This window comes from Streptomyces sp. SX-6 (assembly GCF_059089585.1).
On the sequence record NZ_JBTHHU010000011.1, the window covers coordinates 136270 to 153675 of the forward strand.

15 protein-coding genes are annotated in these 17406 nt (G+C 71.0%); 5 read left to right on the plus strand and 10 right to left on the minus strand.

Annotated features, from left to right (window positions below):
• Window position 1 precedes the first annotated feature (1 nt).
• The 6 genes from ACV530_RS16220 to ACV530_RS16245 form a co-directional block, all read right to left on the minus strand.
• Window positions 2–859, minus strand: coding sequence for an NAD(P)H-binding protein (locus ACV530_RS16220; RefSeq protein ID WP_494333167.1), 858 nt, complete (start codon window positions 857–859; stop codon window positions 2–4).
• An 85-nt stretch (window positions 860–944) separates the two neighbouring features.
• Entirely contained in the window at window positions 945–2330 is a 1386-nt protein-coding gene (locus ACV530_RS16225; RefSeq protein ID WP_494333168.1) for a sensor histidine kinase, read from the minus strand.
• Window positions 2327–3052, minus strand: coding sequence for a response regulator transcription factor (locus ACV530_RS16230; protein WP_494333169.1), 726 nt, complete (start codon window positions 3050–3052; stop codon window positions 2327–2329). The genes ACV530_RS16225 and ACV530_RS16230 overlap by 4 nt, the downstream gene beginning before the upstream one ends.
• A 54-nt stretch (window positions 3053–3106) precedes the next feature.
• Window positions 3107–4210, minus strand: coding sequence for a S1C family serine protease (locus ACV530_RS16235; RefSeq protein ID WP_494333170.1), 1104 nt, complete (start codon window positions 4208–4210; stop codon window positions 3107–3109).
• Between the two features lie 91 nt (window positions 4211–4301).
• Window positions 4302–5330 (minus strand): LacI family DNA-binding transcriptional regulator, encoded by a 1029-nt coding sequence (locus ACV530_RS16240; RefSeq protein ID WP_494333171.1) that lies wholly within the window; start codon window positions 5328–5330, stop codon window positions 4302–4304.
• Window positions 5331–5354: 24 nt separating this feature from the next.
• The gene (locus ACV530_RS16245) at window positions 5355–6191 is read right to left on the minus strand and encodes a winged helix-turn-helix transcriptional regulator (RefSeq protein WP_494333172.1); all 837 of its coding nucleotides are present in this window, start codon (window positions 6189–6191) and stop codon (window positions 5355–5357) included.
• A 202-nt stretch (window positions 6192–6393) separates the two neighbouring features.
• On the opposite strand from ACV530_RS16245, the gene ACV530_RS16250 reads away from it, so the two are divergent.
• Both ACV530_RS16250 and ACV530_RS16255 read left to right on the plus strand, forming a co-directional pair.
• Complete coding sequence (locus tag ACV530_RS16250) at window positions 6394–7251, plus strand: alpha/beta hydrolase (protein WP_494333173.1); 858 nt, start codon at window positions 6394–6396, stop codon at window positions 7249–7251.
• Between the two features lie 67 nt (window positions 7252–7318).
• Window positions 7319–7795: a hypothetical protein gene (locus tag ACV530_RS16255; protein ID WP_494333174.1), complete on the plus strand. Its 477-nt coding sequence runs from the start codon at window positions 7319–7321 to the stop codon at window positions 7793–7795.
• 37 nt (window positions 7796–7832) lie between these two features.
• Here the strand turns inward: ACV530_RS16255 and ACV530_RS16260 are convergent, their stop codons facing one another.
• From ACV530_RS16260 to ACV530_RS16275, 4 genes are all read right to left on the minus strand, one after another.
• Window positions 7833–10712 carry an AfsR/SARP family transcriptional regulator gene (locus ACV530_RS16260; RefSeq protein WP_494333175.1) on the minus strand — a complete coding sequence of 960 codons (2880 nt, stop codon included), beginning with the start codon at window positions 10710–10712 and terminating at the stop codon, window positions 7833–7835.
• Window positions 10709–11194 carry a hypothetical protein gene (locus tag ACV530_RS16265; RefSeq protein WP_494333176.1) on the minus strand — a complete coding sequence of 162 codons (486 nt, stop codon included), beginning with the start codon at window positions 11192–11194 and terminating at the stop codon, window positions 10709–10711. The genes ACV530_RS16260 and ACV530_RS16265 overlap by 4 nt, the downstream gene beginning before the upstream one ends.
• Before the next feature lie 122 nt (window positions 11195–11316).
• The gene (locus ACV530_RS16270) at window positions 11317–13218 is read right to left on the minus strand and encodes an ABC transporter ATP-binding protein (RefSeq protein WP_494333260.1); all 1902 of its coding nucleotides are present in this window, start codon (window positions 13216–13218) and stop codon (window positions 11317–11319) included.
• A gap of 104 nt (window positions 13219–13322) precedes the next feature.
• Window positions 13323–15056: an ABC transporter ATP-binding protein gene (locus tag ACV530_RS16275; RefSeq protein ID WP_494333177.1), complete on the minus strand. Its 1734-nt coding sequence runs from the start codon at window positions 15054–15056 to the stop codon at window positions 13323–13325.
• Window positions 15057–15208: 152 nt separating this feature from the next.
• On the opposite strand from ACV530_RS16275, the gene ACV530_RS16280 reads away from it, so the two are divergent.
• The 3 genes from ACV530_RS16280 to ACV530_RS16290 all read left to right on the plus strand — a co-directional run bounded on the left by ACV530_RS16280 (window position 15209) and on the right by ACV530_RS16290 (window position 17388).
• Entirely contained in the window at window positions 15209–15490 is a 282-nt protein-coding gene (locus ACV530_RS16280; protein ID WP_494333261.1) for a MoaD/ThiS family protein, read from the plus strand.
• A 10-nt stretch (window positions 15491–15500) separates the two neighbouring features.
• Window positions 15501–16613, plus strand: coding sequence for a hypothetical protein (locus ACV530_RS16285; protein WP_494333178.1), 1113 nt, complete (start codon window positions 15501–15503; stop codon window positions 16611–16613).
• 76 nt (window positions 16614–16689) lie between these two features.
• Window positions 16690–17388, plus strand: a complete 699-nt coding sequence (locus ACV530_RS16290) for an LmeA family phospholipid-binding protein (RefSeq protein ID WP_494333179.1) — start codon at window positions 16690–16692, stop codon at window positions 17386–17388.
• Window positions 17389–17406: the final 18 nt, after the last annotated feature.

Sequence of the window (17406 nt, forward strand, 5' to 3'; positions counted from 1 at the left end):
CCTACCGGAAGTCCTCCGCGTGGTCCCGCGCCCACTCCGCGAACGTCCGGGCCGCGCTGCCGGTCACCTGCTCCACCGCGTCCGTGACCAGCGGCTCCTGGCCCACCGTCTTGCCGAAGTAGCCGATGATCTCGGCGGCCACGGCCTCGGGGATTCCGTGGCGGGCCATGGCGGCCGCGTTCTCGGCCGGCGAGATCTCCTCGTAGCGCACCTCGCGGCCGATGGCGCGGCCGATCTCGGCGGCCTGCTCGGCGAAGGTCACGGGTGCGGGGCCGGTCACGGTGTATGCCTGGCCGACGTGGAGGCCCTTGTCGTCGAGCAGCCCGCGCAGTGCCACGGCCGCGAGGTCGGCCTCATGCACGGGGGCGCCGACGGCCTGCGCGTAGGCGCCGTGTACGGCACCCGTCGCGCGGATCTCCTCCGCCCAGTTGAGGGCGTTGGTGGCGTACATGCCGCCACGGACGAAGCACCATTCGAGCCCCGAGTCGAGGATCGCCTGCTCCGCGTCGTGGTGGATGGCGGCGATGAGGCCGCCGTCCCCGCCGCCGAGGGCGGAGAGCGAGGAGTTGAGGACGATGCGCCGCACCCCGGCGTCCTTCGCCGCCGCGACAAGGGCGCGGTTGTCCGCGTCGGAGGTGGCGCCGAGGTTGAGGTAGAGGGACTGTGCGCCCCGGCAGATATCGGCGAGTTGCGCCTCTCCGCCCGGGGACAGCTCGCCCTTGACGACCTCGACCGGCGACGGCAGCTGGGCCCTCTCGGGGCTGCGGGTCACGGCCCGGATGTCCGTGACGCCTTCGGCGAGGAGCTGGTCCACCAGTTGGCGGCCGATGTTGCCGGTGGCTCCGGTGACGACAATCATGCTGCACACTCCAGGAGTTGAGCAATATCGCAAGGCTGTCACTCACGATATGTCGCGGGTTCGCGGAGTGCGAGCATCCGGTTGGCTACAGCGACGGTGGCTCCGTCGCCGCGCCCGGCAGCCGTACCGACGCGACCGTGCCGCCGCCCTCCGCCGGGCGGAGGGCGACCTCGCCGCCGGCCCGGTGCACCGTACGGGCGACGATGGACAGGCCGAGGCCGCTGCCCGGCAGGCTGCGTGCGCCGGGTGAGCGCCAGAACCGCTCGAAGACGTGCGGGAGTTCGTCCGCCGGGATGCCGGTGCCGTGGTCGCGTACGGTCAGCTCACCGTCCGTCAGCCGTACCTCCACCGTGCCGCCCGCCGGGCTGAACTTGACCGCGTTGTCCAGGAGGTTGACCAGGGCGCGCTCTAGCGCGGCCGGTTCGCCGCGGACGTACCACGGGTCCAGCGCGGCCGAGACCGTCAGCCCGGAGGCGCGCAGCCGGGCGCGCTCCAGGGCGCGGTCGGCGATCTCGTGCAGGGCGACCACCTGGAGCGGGCCCGGTGCGGAGTCGGGCCGGGAGAGTTCCTGCAAGTCGCCGATCAGGTCGGCCAGTTCGGTCATCTGCGCCTTGACGCTGGCGAGCAGCTCCTTGCGGTCCTCGGGCGGTATGGCACGGCCCGTCTCCTCGCTGCGCGCGAGCAGTTCGATGTTGGTGCGAAGGGAGGTGAGCGGGGTGCGCAGTTCGTGGCCCGCGTCGGCGATGAGCTGCTGCTGCCGGTCGCGCGACGAGGCCAGGGCTGCGGTCATGGAGTTGAACGAGGCGGACAGGCGGGCGATTTCGTCGTCGCCGTCCACCGGGATGCGGACCGCGAGGTCCTCGGTGCGGGCGATGTGCTCGACGGCGCCGGTGAGCTGGTCGACCGGGCGCAGCGCGGCCCGGGCGATCCACAGGCCGGCGACGGCCGCGCCGACGACACCGATCCCGGCGGTGAGCACCAGCACCAGGGCCAGGGTGTTCAGCGGTTTGGTGACCCCGCTGGTGGGCTGGGCGATCGACACCGCGATGTCCGGCAGGGATTCGGAGTGGGTGGTGGCGACCCGCATCTCGGTGCCGTCCTGGGCTCGGGCGTCGTGCAGGACCTGCCGTTCCTCGCCCTGGGCGACCGCGAGGTCGTTGTCGTCGACCTTGACGGGGGACTTGCCCGCCACCGTGCAGACCGCTCCACCGGCGGTGATGATCTGGATGGTGTACGAGTTGGGGTAGGTCGCCCGCACGGGGACGCGGTTCTCGCAGGCGCCCAGCGCCGTCCTGACGTTGCTGTCGTCGAGCCGCTGGCTCGCCAGCGTCCTGTCCCGCTGGTCCTCGAGCTGCTGCTTGGTGACGAGCCAGCACGCCCCGGCGGCGAAGGCCACGGCGAAGGCCACGGCCGAGGCGGTCAGCAGTGCCAGGCGGGACCGCAGGGGCAGGGCACGGAATCTCCGGATCATGCGCCGCCGTCCCGAAGGACGTACCCCACTCCGCGCACGGTGTGGACCAGGCGCGGTTCGCCGCCCGACTCCGTCTTGCGGCGCAGGTACATCACGTACACGTCCAGGGAGTTGGAGGAGGGCTCGTACTCGAAGCCCCAGACGGACTTGAGGATCTGCTCCCGGGTGAGCACCTGCCGGGGGTGGGTGAGGAACAGCTCCAGCAGCGTGAACTCGGTGCGGGTGAGCTCGACCTGTCGCGCGCCCCGGGTGACCTCGCGGGTGGCGAGGTCCATGCGCAGGTCGCCGAAGGCGAGCGCGTGCGACTCGGCCGGGGAGGCGGGCGTCGCGTACGCGCTGCGGCGCAGCAGGGCGCGGATGCGGGCGAAGAGCTCGTCGAGTTCGAAGGGCTTGACGAGGTAGTCGTCGGCCCCGGCGTCGAGTCCGGTGACCCGGTCGCCGACGGTGTCGCGGGCGGTGAGCATGAGGATCGGGGTGGTGGTGCCAAGGGCGCGCAGCCGCCGGGCGGCGGTGAGGCCGTCCATGCGGGGCATGAGGACGTCCAGCACGATCAGGTCGGGGTCGTGGGCCGCGGCCGCGTCGAGCGCTTCGAGCCCGTCGGCGGCCAGGACGGTGTCGTATCCCTCGAAGGCGAGGCTGCGGCGCAGCGCCTCGCGGACGGCGGGTTCGTCGTCCACGATCAGGATGCGGGCACGCTGGTCGCCGTGGTCGGCGGGGCTCATCGGTCTCCCTCACGAGGGTCGGCTGCGGGGGCGGGCCCCTTCAGCCTCGCACGTTCAGCTGCCGCTGCCGCCGGAGCGCAGGCTCGCGAGGTCGGACTTGACGGTGTTGGACGGGATGGCGAAGCCGAGCCCGACGCTTCCGGCGGATTCGGAGCCGCCGCCGGAGGGCGCGTACATCGCGGAGTTGATGCCGATGATCTCGCCGTTCATGTTGATGAGGGCGCCGCCGGAGTTGCCGGGGTTGAGGGCGGCGTCGGTCTGTATCGCCTTGTAGGTGGTCTTGGACGAGCCGGTGTCGCCGTTGTACTGGTTGCCGCCGAACTCGAACGGCCACGGGATCCCGCCGCGCCCCTGCCGACCTTGGCCCTGACCCTGGCCCTGTCCCTGACCCTGGTCCTGGCTCTGGCCGGGCTCCTTGGCGACGGTGACGTCGCGGTTGAGGGCGGAGACGATGCCGCTGGTCACGGTGCCGGTGAGGCCCTCGGGCGAGCCGATGGCCACGACCTGGTCGCCGACCGCGATCTTGCTGGAGTCGCCGAGCTTGGCGGCCTTGAGGCCGCTCGCACCCTGGATCTTGATGAGGGCGAGGTCCTTGGCGGGGTCGGTACCGATGACCTTGGCGGTCTTGGTGGTGCCGTCGCTGAGCGTGACCTGGACGGTGTCGGCGCCGGAGACGACGTGGTTGTTGGTGACGATCTCGCCGTCGGAGGTGACGATCACGCCGGAGCCGGTGGACCGTCCGCTGTCGGTGGTGGCCTTGATCTCGACGATGCTGGGGCGCACCGCCTTGGCGACGGCGGAGACACCACCGCTCTTGGCGGAGGCGTTCTGGACGGGCATCGACTGGCTGCTGTCCCCGGACTTGTCGGTCAGGCTGCTGACGAGCGCGGCCGAACCACCGCCGACAAGCGCGGCGACGAGCGCGCACGCGGCGACGAGGGCCCCGGCACGCCGGGGGCGGCGGTGCGCCGCGGGAGCGGGCTCGGCGAATCCGGCGTACGTGCCCTGTCCGCCGTGCCCGCCGTCACCGCTGCCGCCGCCGGCGCCGCTGCCGTGCCAGACGGTGACGCCGCCCGCGGTGGTGACCGGCTGCTGCGGGGGGTGCGCCGGCGGGGCGGGGTAGGCGAAGGGCTGCTGGGGCTGCTGGTTGTCCGTCATGGCCACGACTCTCCTCCGCGTTCATGAGAACCGTCTGAGCACGTGGTGAGAAGGCGGGCAGAAGGTCGTCGGTTCCGTATAAGGCCGGGGGCTAGGCCGGACCGCAGCCGCAGGACCGCCGGATCACCAGCGCCGACGGGAACTGCTTGAGCCGCTCGCGCCGCGTCCCCGTGAACCGCAGGGCGTCGTCCAGCACCAGGTCGACCGCGGAGCGGGCCATCGCCCTGCGGTCGGAGGAGACCGTCGTCAGCGGAGGGTCGGTCAGGGCCGCCTCCTTGACGTCGTCGAAGCCCGCGACGGCCAGCTCGCCCGGCACGTCGATGCGCAGTTCGCGCGCGGCCCGCAGCACGCCGATGGCCTGGTCGTCCGTGGCGCAGACGACGGCGGGCGGCCGGTCGGGGCCCGCCAGCAGTTCCAGGGCGACCTTGTAGGCGCCGTACCGGTCGTACGGGGCCGCGAAGAGCCGGCCCTCGAGCGGCAGGCCGGCCTCGCGCATGGCCCGCCGCCAGCCCTCGACGTGGTCGGTGACCGGGTCGCCCACGGTCGGCGTGCGCTCCGTGCCGCCGAGGCAGGCGACGTACGGGTGGCCGTGCTCCAGCAGGTGGCGGGTGGCGAGCTGGGCGCCGCCGACGTCGTCCGTGACGACGGCGACGTCGTCGATCGCGTCGGGGCGGCGGTGCATCAGCACCACCCGGGCGTCCCAGGCGTCGATCTCGAGGGCGGCGGTCTCGCTCGGGCCCTGGCTGATCAGGATGAGCCCGGAGACGCGCATGCCCAGGAAGGCCCGCAGATAGTGGACTTCGCGTTCGTCGAGGTAGTCGGAGTTGCCGACGAGGACCATCTTCCCGCGCTCGGCCGCAGCCTGTTCGACCGCGTGCGCCATCTCCGCGAAGAAGGGCTGGCGGGCATCGGGGATGATCAGCCCTATGAGGTCCGTGCGGCGGGACGCCATGGCCTGGGCCACCCGGTCGGGGCGGTATCCCAGTTCCTTGATCGCGGCGAGCACGCGTTCCCGCGTCGCCGGTGCCACCGGGCGCGGTCCGTTGTTGATGACATAGCTGACCACCGCGGTGGACGTCCCCGCCAGCCTCGCCACATCGTCCCGCGTCACCTTGGCCACGGCGGGCAGTCTACGCGGGTCCACCTAGCGTTTGGCCGGGCGAGCGCTCTTTGTCACAGTGGTCCGCTCCGGCTCGTGAGCCGGGTCGTGAGCCGGGTCGTTCGCCGCCGGGTCCCCGGGACGTCCGGCGGACTTCTCCGCCCTGTCCGACGCCCTGTCCGACGCCCTGTCCGACGCCTTCTCCGACGGCTTCTCCGGGACCACGAAGCGGTAGCCGACATTCCGGACGGTGCCGATCAAGGACTCGTGCTCGGGCCCGAGCTTGGCGCGCAGACGCCGTACGTGCACGTCGACCGTGCGCGTACCGCCGAAGTAGTCGTAGCCCCACACCTCCTGGAGCAGCTGGGCCCGGGTGAAAACCCGGCCCGGGTGCTGGGCGAGGTACTTCAGCAGCTCGAACTCCTTGAAGGTCAGGTCCAGGACCCGGCCCTTGAGCTTGGCGCTGTAGGTCGCCTCGTCCACGGAGAGATCGCCGGTGCGGATCTCCATGGGGCTGTCGTCGGTGGAGATCTGCTGGCGGCCCATGGCCAGCCGCAGCCGGGCCTCGACCTCGGCGGGGCCCGCGGTGTCGAGCAGCACGTCGTCCACGCCCCAGTCGGCGGTCACGGCGGCGAGGCCGCCCTCGGTGACCACGAGCAGCAGCGGACATCCGGGGCCGGTGGAGCGCAGCAGCTGGCAGAGGCTGCGGACATGGGGCAGGTCACGGCGGCCGTCGATCAGTATGACGTCGGCGCCCGGCACGTCCACGAGGGCCGGGCCCTCGGCCGGGGCGACCCGGACACTGTGCAGCAGCAGTCCGAGCGCGGGAAGCACCTCGGCGGACGGCTGGAGCGCGTTGGTGAGCAACAGCAGAGAGCTCATCGGCGGTCACCCGCCCTGTCACCGTGCCACGTACGTTTCCGGTCGTACGCACTTCGCTCACCCATGACGTCGGTTCCTCCTCGGTCCCTGCGACGGGGGTACCACGCGTGCGCCCGGCCGACGCACCGCTGCGCGTCCGAATGCACAAAAGGACCCGGGGGCGACTCTGCCCGGATCCTCTCTGCCCAGCAGAATAACCCACATGGCTTTCCGTGGTACCGGCGACTTTGCACGGTCTTGTGTTTCGTCGATCACTTCGGGTGGTCATCACAGCGCGCTCTTGACAGCCGACGGCGTACGGCTGGAGGCGTCCTACGAGCCGGGCCCGGCCGGGGGAAACCTCCCTGCCATTGTGCTCGCACACGGCTTCACCGGGGCAGTGGACCGGCCCGGCCTGCGCCGGGCGGTGCGGGTGTTCGGCCGGCACGCTGCGGTGATCTCCTTCTCGTTCCGTGGGCACGGGCGTTCGGGCGGACGGTCGACGGTGGGCGACCGTGAGGTGCTCGACGTTGCGGCGGCCGTGGCATGGGCCAGGTCACTGGGGCACCGCAGGGTGGCGACGGTCGGCTTCTCGATGGGCGGCTCGGTGGTGCTGCGACACGGCGCGCTGTACGGAGGGGGTGGTGGCTCGGAGCACGAGGGGCGCACGGAGGCACACGCCGACACGGTCGTCGCGGTGAGCGCACCCGCGCGGTGGTACTACCGCGGCACCCCGCGGATGCGCCGGCTCCACTGGGCGGTCACCCGGCCCACGGGCCGGATGGTGACCCGCTGGGCGCTGGGCACCCGGGTGCACGACCGGGAATGGGACCCGGTCCCGCTCTCCCCCGTCGCCGCCGTGCCGCTGCTCGCGCCGCGCCCGCTGCTGATCGTCCACGGCGACCGGGACGCGTACTTCCCGCTCGACCACCCGCGCAGCCTCGCGGCGGCCGGCGACCCGGCCACCACCGAGCTGTGGATCGAGCGCGGCTTCGGCCACGCGGAGAACGCGGCACCGGAGGGATTGTTGGGCCGCATCGCGGCGTGGGTGGATAAACAAACACCGTCAATCGGTTGTTGAACGGGGTGCCTCAGTGTTCCCGGTATCGCAGGAAGTACCCGCGAAACCGCAAGGAATGAGGTTCCCCATGCGTCGCATCACCCCCCGCCTGATGGCCACCGCCGCCGTGGCCGCGATCGGGTTCGGCGCCCTGGCCACCGGCACCGCCTCGGCCGCCCCGGCCGGCGCCGATGCCCAGCGGAGCACCTACGTCAAGTTCCACAACGGCACCGGTTGCCAGCTGAACCGGCAGGGCTACAACCTCGACCACGGCATCTGGAGCCAGGGGCAGGAGCCTCCGTCCACCGTCTACAACACCAACGATGTCAACTGGCAGTCGGAGAGCAACGGGTTCGCCACCGGCACCGAGGGTTCCGTCACCTACACGACGTCCAACTGCGAGGAGGACTGGCGGAACGGCCGGACCATCCGCTTCCACTGGAACAACCCCTACGTCGGCGGCAACGGCTACGACACCAACGGCACGGACAACACCTTCCGCAACACCATCGACGGCGGCGGCGGCAACAACGCCTATGTCGTGTGGGGCGAGTACAAGAACTGACCCCGGTGCCGGGCGGAGCAGGGGCCGCCCGGCCCGGTCAGCTCAATTCGGCCAGCAGCGCCCGGGTCTGTTCGGCATCCGCGTGGGCCCCACGCCGGTCGAAGAGGTCGAGAGCGGCCTCGAGGCAGGCCCTCGCCCTCGCGTCCTGCCCCACGTGGCACAGGCTGCGCCCGAGTGCCCTGAGCAACGCGCCCTCGAGCATGCCGCTGGTCCGCCGGGCCAGTGGCATGAACTCCTCGGCGGTTTCCGCCGCGAGGCCGTAATGCCCCGCTTCCGCGTGGACCTCGGCCATCAGGGTGCCCGTGGCCGCCTCGAAGGCGGTCACCCCGAAGGTACGGAACAGGCCCAGCGCGTCCCGGGCCCTGCCCAGTGCGGCGTCCCCGTCCCCGCACAGGCGCAGGACCCGGGCCAGGTAGTACAGGCCGATGGCCTTCGACACCGATTCCCGGCCGCCGACCAGGGCGGCGCCCCGCTCGGCGGCGGCCCGGGCCTCGGAAAGCCTGCCCTGGCGGGCGTAGTTGAAGGCCAGCTCGCCCAGTACGGTGCCTTCCGCGATCTCCGCACCGAGCTCGCGGAAGAGCCGTACCGACGCCTCGCCGTGGCCGACCGCCTCGGCGAAGTCGCCGTGGACACGGGCGTTCGCGCACAACGTCAGATGTGCCGACGCCCGTAACCGCGCGGATCCGCCGGCGCACAGCTCCAGGGCGCGGGCGAGTTCGGACTCGGCCTCCGGGTAGGAGTTCGCGTGCCACAGGGCGTTGCCCCGTACGTACCGGGCCAGCGCCTCGACCTCCGCGCTGCCGCGGCGCGCGGCGGCGCCGGCGACCCGCTCGGCCCGTTCGACCACGGCGGACAGGTGCGTGATCCCCGACAGCACGGTGTTCAGCTTGTCCATGAGGTCGGCCGCCTGTACGAGCGACAGGCCGTCGCCCTCGCAGGCACGGTCGATCAGCGCTCGCTGCACGGGAGTTTCCTCCCGCATCCAGTCGGTGGCGTCCTGCGCGGCCTCGAAGACGAGGCCCGCCGAGGTCACCGGTACATCGATGAGGGAACGCTCCGCGGGTTCCACCGAGTGCGCAACCGCATCGGCGTTGCGCGCGGTGGCCACGCAGAAGTCCAGGAGCCCCGCGAAGGCCCCGGTCACTTCCCCCGGCGGGTCCTCGCGGGTGCTCCTGGCGCGCGCGAACGCACGAACCAGGTCGTGGAAGTGGTAGCGGCCCGGCGTACGGGACTCCAGGAGGCTCAGGTCGACGAGCGACTCGAGCAGCTCCTCCATATCCTCCGTTTCCCCCGGGTCGCACGCGTCCCGGCCCAGCAGCGCCGCCGCGCACGACAGCCCGAAGTCCGGCACCTCCAGGACCGCCAACAGCCGGAAGGTTTGTGCCTGTTCGCCGGTGAGCTTGGAGTACGACAGGTCGAAGGCGGCTTCCACCGCATCCAGGCGGCTCCGTTCGTCCGTGAGCAGCCGGACCATGTCCGCCAGGGTCCGGCCGGGCTCCGTGGCCAGGCGGGACGCGGCGATGCGCAGCGCGAGGGGCAACGCCCCGCAGGCGTCGGCCAGTTCCGCCGCCGCCCGCGGCTCGGCGTCGACGCGGCGGTCACCGATGATCCGCCGCAGCAACGCCAGCGCCTCCTCGCGCGGCATCACGTCGAGCCGCATGTGCCGCGCGCCCTCCAGCCCGGTGAGCCACGCGCGGCTGGTCACCAGCACCGCGCAGCCCGCCGCACCCGGAATCAGCGGACGCACCTGGTCGCCCGACGCCGCGTTGTCGAGCAGCAGGAGCACCCGCCGCTCGGACAGCAACGAGCGGTAGAGCGCGATGCGTTCGGCCATGCCGTCCGGCACGTCGCGCTCATCGGCCCCCAGCTCCCGCAGGAACGTGCCGAGGACGGACTGCGGGTCGGCCGGGTCGCGGTCGGCGCCGCGCAGGTCCGCGTACAGGTGCCCGTCCGGGTAGCGGTCCCCGAGCCCGCGGGCCGTGTGGACCGCGAGTGTGGTCTTGCCGACGCCGGCCATGCCGTTGATCGCGGAGACGACGACAGCCGCCGCGTCACCGGTCAGCATCCCGGAGAGCGTCTCCACCTGCTCCCCGCGCCCGGTGAAGTCGTCGATGTCGCGCGGCAGTGCGGACGGACGGCGCTGCTGACGCGCCGGTTCGGGGAGCCTGAGGGACGGATCCGAGCACAGGATCCGCTGGTGCAGTTCCCGCAGCGCCTCGCAGGGCCGTGCCGTGCCGAGGTACCGCCGGGTGTCCTCGAAGACGCCCAGCGCCTCGGCCTGGCGGCCCGCCCGGTACAGCGCCAGCATCTGCACCCCGCGCAGCCGCTGGCTCACGGGGTACTCGACCACCAGCGCGCCCGCCTCCGCCGCGAGCCCCGGCCGGTCCCCGAGCTCGGCGTCGAGCTCCAGCCGGGCCTCCAGCAGCGTCTGCCGGACGCCGCACAGGCGGGCCCGCAACGCCCTGGCGGTCGGCCCGCACAAGCCCGCCAGCGGCTCGGCGGCCCACAGCCCGAGGGCCTCGTCGAGGACCTCGCGGGCACGGTCCGCCCCGTCGACGGACCGCACCTCCCCCGCCCGGGCCACGGCATGCTCGAACGCCCAGATGTCCACGGCCTGTTCGGGCACCCTCAGCGCATAGCCGTCGCCGACCGTCTTGAGCACCGGCTGTACGCCGTGCTCGTTCAGGGCCCGGCGCAGCCGCCAGATGTGGGTACGGATCGCGTGCTCCGGTCTGACGGGACGGTCGCCCTCGTCCCATACGCCGTCGACGAGCAGCGGCATCGCCACCGTCCGTCCGGCGGCGGCGAGCAGGACCGCGAGCACTTCCCGCTGCTGCGGTCTGCCCAGGTCCAGCTCGGCGTCCCCGCGCCGGCCCCGCACCGGGCCGAGCAGGGAGAACCGGAGCTCTGGCGTCACTTCGACTGCCAGGCCGGGATGTAGTACGGGGCCTCGCTGTAGACCGTCAGCGTGCCGTCCGAGCTCAGACCGAGCTTCCCCGCCGGGAAGCCGGCGCTGGAGCCGGAGTTGGTGTCGAATCCGCTCTTCGCGGTGTTGGTGGTCCAGCACACGCGGTTGTTCTGGCCGTACACCACGAAGTTCGCGTCGTCCTGCATGATGGCGCGTTCCCCGCAATGGAACGTGTTGGGGGCGCTCCAGATCGGCGTCCGGTGCGCCCAGTTGTCATTGGTGGTGTAGATGACGAGGTTGCCGTCGTCCTGCATGACGAGCTGGGCGTTGCCGTTCTTGAGGTCCTGGCCCTTGTTGAGGGTCTCGTTCCACATGAAACCCTGGGCGTCCCGCTGGGCGAAGGCCGTTCCGCCGGTCGCCACCACTCCGGCGGTGGCGACCACCACGGTCGCGGCGACGGTGGCGAGGCGGCGGGTGAATCTCTTGCGCATGGCTGACCCTTCGGTCGTGGGGTGACTGATCAGGTGATTGATCACCCCACGACTCTCGTGGTGGCCGATGCACATTCGATTGATGAGTGCTAAACGACCCCTTACGCCTCTTCCGCCACGGGTTACGCCTCTTCTGCCACAGGCTGCGCGAATTGCGCCTCGTACAGCCGCGCGTACGCGCCGCCCGCCGCGAGCAGCGAGTCGTGGGTGCCCTGCTCCACGATGCGGCCCGACTCCATCACGAGGATCACGTCCGCGTCGCGGATCGTGGACAGGCGGTGCGCGATCACGAAGCTGGTGCGCCCGGAGCGCAGTTGGGCCATCGCGTGCTGGATGAGCACCTCGGTACGGGTGTCGACGGAGCTGGTCGCCTCGTCCAGCACCAGGATCTCCGGCTCCGCCAGGAAGGCCCGGGCGATGGTGATCAGCTGCTTCTCGCCGACGCTGACGTTCGAGCCCTCTTCGTCTATGACGGTGTCGTAGCCGTCCGGCAGGGTGCGCACGAAGCGGTCGACGTGGGTGGCCTTCGCCGCCTCGACGATCTTGTCCATCGAGGCACCCTCGGACCCGTAGGCGATGTTCTCGGTGATGGTGCCGCCGAAGAGCCAGGTGTCCTGGAGGACCATGCCGATGTGGGAGCGCAGTTCCTCGCGGGAGAGCGCGGCCACGTCGACGCCGTCGAGGGTGATGCGGCCCTTGTCGACCTCGTAGAACCGCATCAGCAGATTGACGAGCGTGGTCTTGCCCGCGCCCGTCGGGCCGACGATGGCGACGGTCTGGCCGGGCCGCACGGTCAGGGACAGGTCCTCGATGAGGGGCTTCTCCTGCTCGTAGCGGAAGCACACCTTGTCGAAGGCGACCTCGCCGCGCACCCGCTCGAGCTTCGGTGCGTTCTCGTCGTCCGGCGACTGCTCGTCCGCGTCGAGCAGTTCGAAGACGCGCTCGGCGGAGGCGACACCGGACTGCACCAGGTTGGCCATGGCGGCGACCTGGGTCAGCGGCTGGCTGAACTGCCGCGAGTACTGCACGAAGGCCTGGACGTCACCGATGGACAGCGAGCCGCTCGCGACCCGCAGACCGCCCACCACCGCGACCATGACGTAGTTGAGGTTGCCGATGAACATCATCGCCGGCTGGATGATGCCGGAGATGAACTGGGCCTTGAAACCGGCCTGGTAGAGGTCCTCGTTCTCCTTGCGGAAGATCTCGGCGGACTCCTTCTGGCGCCCGAAGACCTTCACCAGCGAGTGGCCGGTGTACATCTCCTCGATGTGGGCGTTGAGCTTGCCGGTCGACTTCCACTGGGCGACGAACTGCGGCTGGGCCCGCTTGCCGACGTAGGTGGCGACGACCACTGAGACGGGCACGGTCACCAGCGCGACCAGGGCCAGGATCCAGGAGATCCAGAACATCATCGCCAGCACACCGACGATGGTCAGCAGCGAGGCCGTGATCTGGCTGAGGGTCTGCTGGAGCGTCTGGGCGATGTTGTCGATGTCGTTGGTGGCCCGGGAGAGGACCTCGCCGCGCTGCTGCTTGTCGAAGTAGCTCAGCGGCAGCCGGCCCAGCTTCTCCTCGACCTGCTGGCGCAGCCGGAACACCGACCGCTGGATGGCGTTGGTGGCGATACGGGCCTGGATGAGCCCGAACAGCGACGAACCCACGTAGATCAGCAGCACCCACAGCAGCACCGTGCCGACGGCGCCGAAGTCGATGTGCTGCCCCGGCACGAAGTCGACGCCCGACAGGACGTCCGCGACGTTGCCGTGGCCCGACTGGCGCAGGTGGGCGATCACGTCCGCCTTGGTCGCGCCCTGGCCCTCCGTCTGCTTGCCGATGACACCGGAGAAGATCAGGTCGGTGGCGTGACCGAGGATCTTCGGGCCGATGACCGTCAGGGCCACGCTGACGAAGCCGAGCAGGAGGATCAGTACGACCCTCGCCTTCTCGGGCCGCAGCTGGGCCAGCAGACGGCGGCTGGAAGGCCCGAAGTCCATGGACTTCTCGGTGGGCTGCCCGCCCATCCAGCGGGCCATGCCGCCCGCCGGGGCCGGCCCTCTGCGCTGCGCGGCCCCTTCCTCGGGCTTGTCCGCCCCCTCCTGGGGCTTGTCCGTCTTCTCGGCGGCGCTCACGCTGCTTCCTCCTCGGTGAGCTGGGAGAGCACGATCTCCCGGTAGGTCTCATTGGAGGCCATCAGCTCGTGGTGGGTGCCGGTGCCGACGACCCGGCCCTCGTCCAGGACGACGATGCGGTCGGCATCGCGGATGGTGGAGACGCGCTGGGCGACGATCAGGACGGTCGCGTCCCCGGTCTCCCGGGACAGCGCCGCACGCAGCCGCGCGTCGGTGGCGTAGTCGAGCGCGGAGAACGAGTCGTCGAACAGGTAGATCTCGGGCTTGCGGACCAGGGCCCGCGCGATGGCGAGGCGCTGGCGCTGGCCGCCGGAGACATTGGAGCCGCCCTGGGCGATGGACGCCTCGAGCTTGTCCTCCATGGCCTCGACGAAGTCACGGGCCTGCGCGGTCTCCAGCGCCTGCCACAGCTCCTCGTCGGTCGCGTCCGGCCGCCCGTAGCGGAGGTTGGAGGCGACGGTGCCGGAGAAGAGGTAGGGCTTCTGCGGGACGAACCCGACGGCCTCGGCCAGCATGGCCGGCTCGAGGTCCCGTACGTCCACGCCGTCGACGAGCACCTCGCCGGACGTGGCGTCGAACAGGCGCGGGATCAGGCCGAGCAGCGTGGACTTGCCGCTGCCGGTGGAGCCGATGACGGCGGTGATCTCTCCGGGGCGGGCGACGAGCGAGATGTCCTTGAGGACGGGCTCCTCGGCGCCCGGGTATCTGAACTCCACGCCGCGCAGCTCGAGATGGCCGTGCCGGCGCAGCTCGGTGACCGGCGCGAGCGGGGGCGCCACGCTCGAGTCGGTGGAGAGCACTTCCTGGATACGCTCGGCGCAGACCTCGGCACGCGGCACCATCATGAACATGAAGGTGGCCATCATGATCGACATCAGGATCTGCATCAGATAGCTGAGGAACGCGGTCAGCGCGCCGACTTCCATGCCCCCGCTCGCGATGCGGTGCCCGCCGAACCACAGGACGGCGATCGAGGACAGGTTCACGATCAGCATCACCGACGGGAACATCAGCGACATCAGCCGCCCGGCCCGCAGCGAGATGTCCATCAGATCCGTGTTGGCGCCCTTGAACCGATTCCGCTCGTGGCCGTCCCGCACGAAGGCGCGGATCACGCGGATGCCGGTGATCTGCTCCCGCAGCACGCGGTTGACGGTGTCGATGCGCTCCTGGACGCCGCGGAAGAGCGGCCGCATCCGCACGACGATCAGCGCGACGACGATGCCGAGCACGGGAACGATCGCCAGCAGCAGGGCGGACAGCGGGACGTCCTGGTTGAGGGCCATCACCAGACCGCCGATGCACATGATCGGCGCGGAGACCATCAGCGTGAAGGTCATCAGGGCCAGCATCTGGACCTGTTGGACGTCGTTGGTGGTGCGGGTGATCAGCGACGGGGCGCCGAAGTGACCCATCTCACGGGAGGAGAAGGACTGCACCCGGTCGAAGACGGCGGCGCGGAGATCGCGGCCGAGCGCCATCGCGGTGCGCGCGCCGTAGTAGACGGCGCCTATCGCGCAGGCTATCTGCACGAGGGTGACGGCGAGCATCACGCCGCCGACGCCGAGGATGTAACCGGTGTCGCCCTTCACGACCCCCTTGTCGATGATGTCCGCGTTGAGCGTGGGGAGATAGAGGGTGGCGAGGGTCTGCACGAGTTGCAGCAGCACGACCATCGCGATGGGCCGGGAGTACGGCCTGAAATAGGCCCGGAGAAGTCGTACCAACACACCTGAAGCCTATGCGAGCACCGGCCGGACGACCCCTGGTTTTCGGCCCGCGGGGCCTGGGGGCGCCCCGCACCCGTCATCATGGGGGAGCACAAGCAGCGAAAGGGGTGGCCGTGGCGACGACACAGACGACACACACGGCACGGTCGGTGCTGCCGGGGGCGCGCACGCCTCTCCCGGCGGGCACGATCCGGTACTGGGCCGCGGCGAAGGCCGCCGCCGGCACCGCCGAGGAGCCGTACGCGGCGCACACGCTCGCGGAGGCGCTCGACGCCGCCCGGCGACGGCGCGCGGAGCAGCCGGAGTTCGCACGCGTGCTGTCCCTTTGTTCCTACCTCGTGGACGGCGACCCCGTCGGTACCCGCGAGCACACGACGGTCCAGCTGACCGAGGGCGGCACGGTCGAGGTGCTCCCGCCCTTCGCAGGAGGGTGATCCCGGCGCGATGAGCGACCAGTACCGCAATCCCTACCAACCCGGCGATCCCTACGGTCCGTACGACCCGTACGCACCGCAGCCGGAACAGACCGGCCCGTACGCGTACGACCACTCGTACCCGGCGCAGCAGGGGCATACGGCGTGGCCGACGGCCGGGGAGCAGCAGAGCTACCCCGCCGTGGACGAGCCCACCCAGACCTGGCAGACCCAGACCTGGGACACGCACACCTGGCAACAGCCGTACGTGCCGGAGCAGACGGCGTACGAGCCGGAGCCGGAACCCGCGTTCGCGCCCATGCCCGTCGCGGAACCGGCACCCGGGCCCGCTCCCGAACCCGAGCCCGCTCCCGAACCCGCCAAGCCCATGACCGCCGCCGAGAAGGCGAAGGCCGAGGGCCGGTCGCAGATCCTCTCCCCCGGCCTGCGTCCCGCGCTGGTGACGGCCGTGCTGGCGGCGCTCCTCGCGCTCACGGCACCGCTGGCCAAGCCGGTCCTCGCGGTGCCGGTCGTGCTGCTCCAGGCGGTCATGGCGGCGGGCTGGTTCCGGCTCAACGGCATGTGGCCCGCGCGCCAGGGCATCGCGCTGGCGTTCCTGGGCGGCGTGGTCGCCGACGTCGCGATGCTGCTCACCAAGGAGGAGCAGGCGCCGACGGTCCTCATCGGCACGCTCGGCGTCTGGCTGCTGCTGATGATCGTCCTCCAGCTGCGCAGCCACGCCTCGCCGGACGAGCGGCTGTACGGGCTGACGACCGCGGCCGGTTCGGCCGCCCTCACGGTGCTCGCGGCCGGCCATCTCGCGGCCGACTCCGACGCCGTGGTGATCGGCGCGGTCGCCGTGGCGGCGACCGTCCTGGCCCGCGCACTGCCGCTGCCGTCCGCCGCCTCCCCGGTGGTCGCCCTGATCGCGGCGGCGGGGGCGGGCATCGTGGGCGGCCAGCTCACGGGCGCCGGCCCGTCGGCCGCGCTGGCGGGACTCGCGGTCGGCGTCTGCGCGTTGACCGGCCTGCGCGTGGCGAGTTACGACTATCCGTCCCGTTTTGTCCATATGACGGCGGGCGTTGCCCTCCCCCTCGCCCTCTCCGCCCCCGCGGTCTACGTGATCGCCAGAACGCTGCTCTGACGGCACTTCCCCGACGGCTTTGGTTAGGCTCGCGGAAACGGCAGAGCCAACCGAAGCCTTGGGGGAAGATCGTCCGATGCGCCTCATACGCAACCTTGTGATCCTCGTCGTGGTCCTGGGCGGCTTGTTCGTCGCCGCGGACCGCGTCGCGGTCTATTTCGCGGAGAACAAGGCCGCGGACAAGATACGCAGCAGCCAGAACCTCTCTGGCACACCGGACGTCTCCATCAAGGGCTTCCCCTTCCTGACCCAGATCGCGGACTCCAAACTCGACGAGGTCGACGTCTCCCTCGACGGCGGAGTGACCCGCGACACCGGCAACGGCCACGCGATCCACGTCTCCAACTTCGACGCCACACTCCACGGCGTCACCTTCAACAGCAGCTTCACCTCCGCCACCGCCGAGCGCGCGAGCGGCAAGGCCCACCTCTCCTACGAGGAACTGAGCAAGGTCAACGGCCCCAACATCACCGTCGCCTACGGCGGCCAGGACCGGGTCAAGGTCACCGGCAAGGCGGACATGATGGGCCAGACGATCGAGAAGAGCGTGCTCTCCACCCTGACCGTGGCGAACGGCAACACGATCAAGGCACACGCCACGGAGATCCCCTCCGTGGGCATCCCGGGCGCCGAGCAGCTCATCCGTGGCAAGATCGACTTCGAACGCCAGATCACGGGCCTCCCGAGAGGCCTGAAGCTGGACAAGGTCACCGCCACGGACAAGGGCGTGGACATCACCCTCACCGGCACAGACATCAAGCTCGCGGGAAATTAAGCCTGTCCGGCGTTTGAG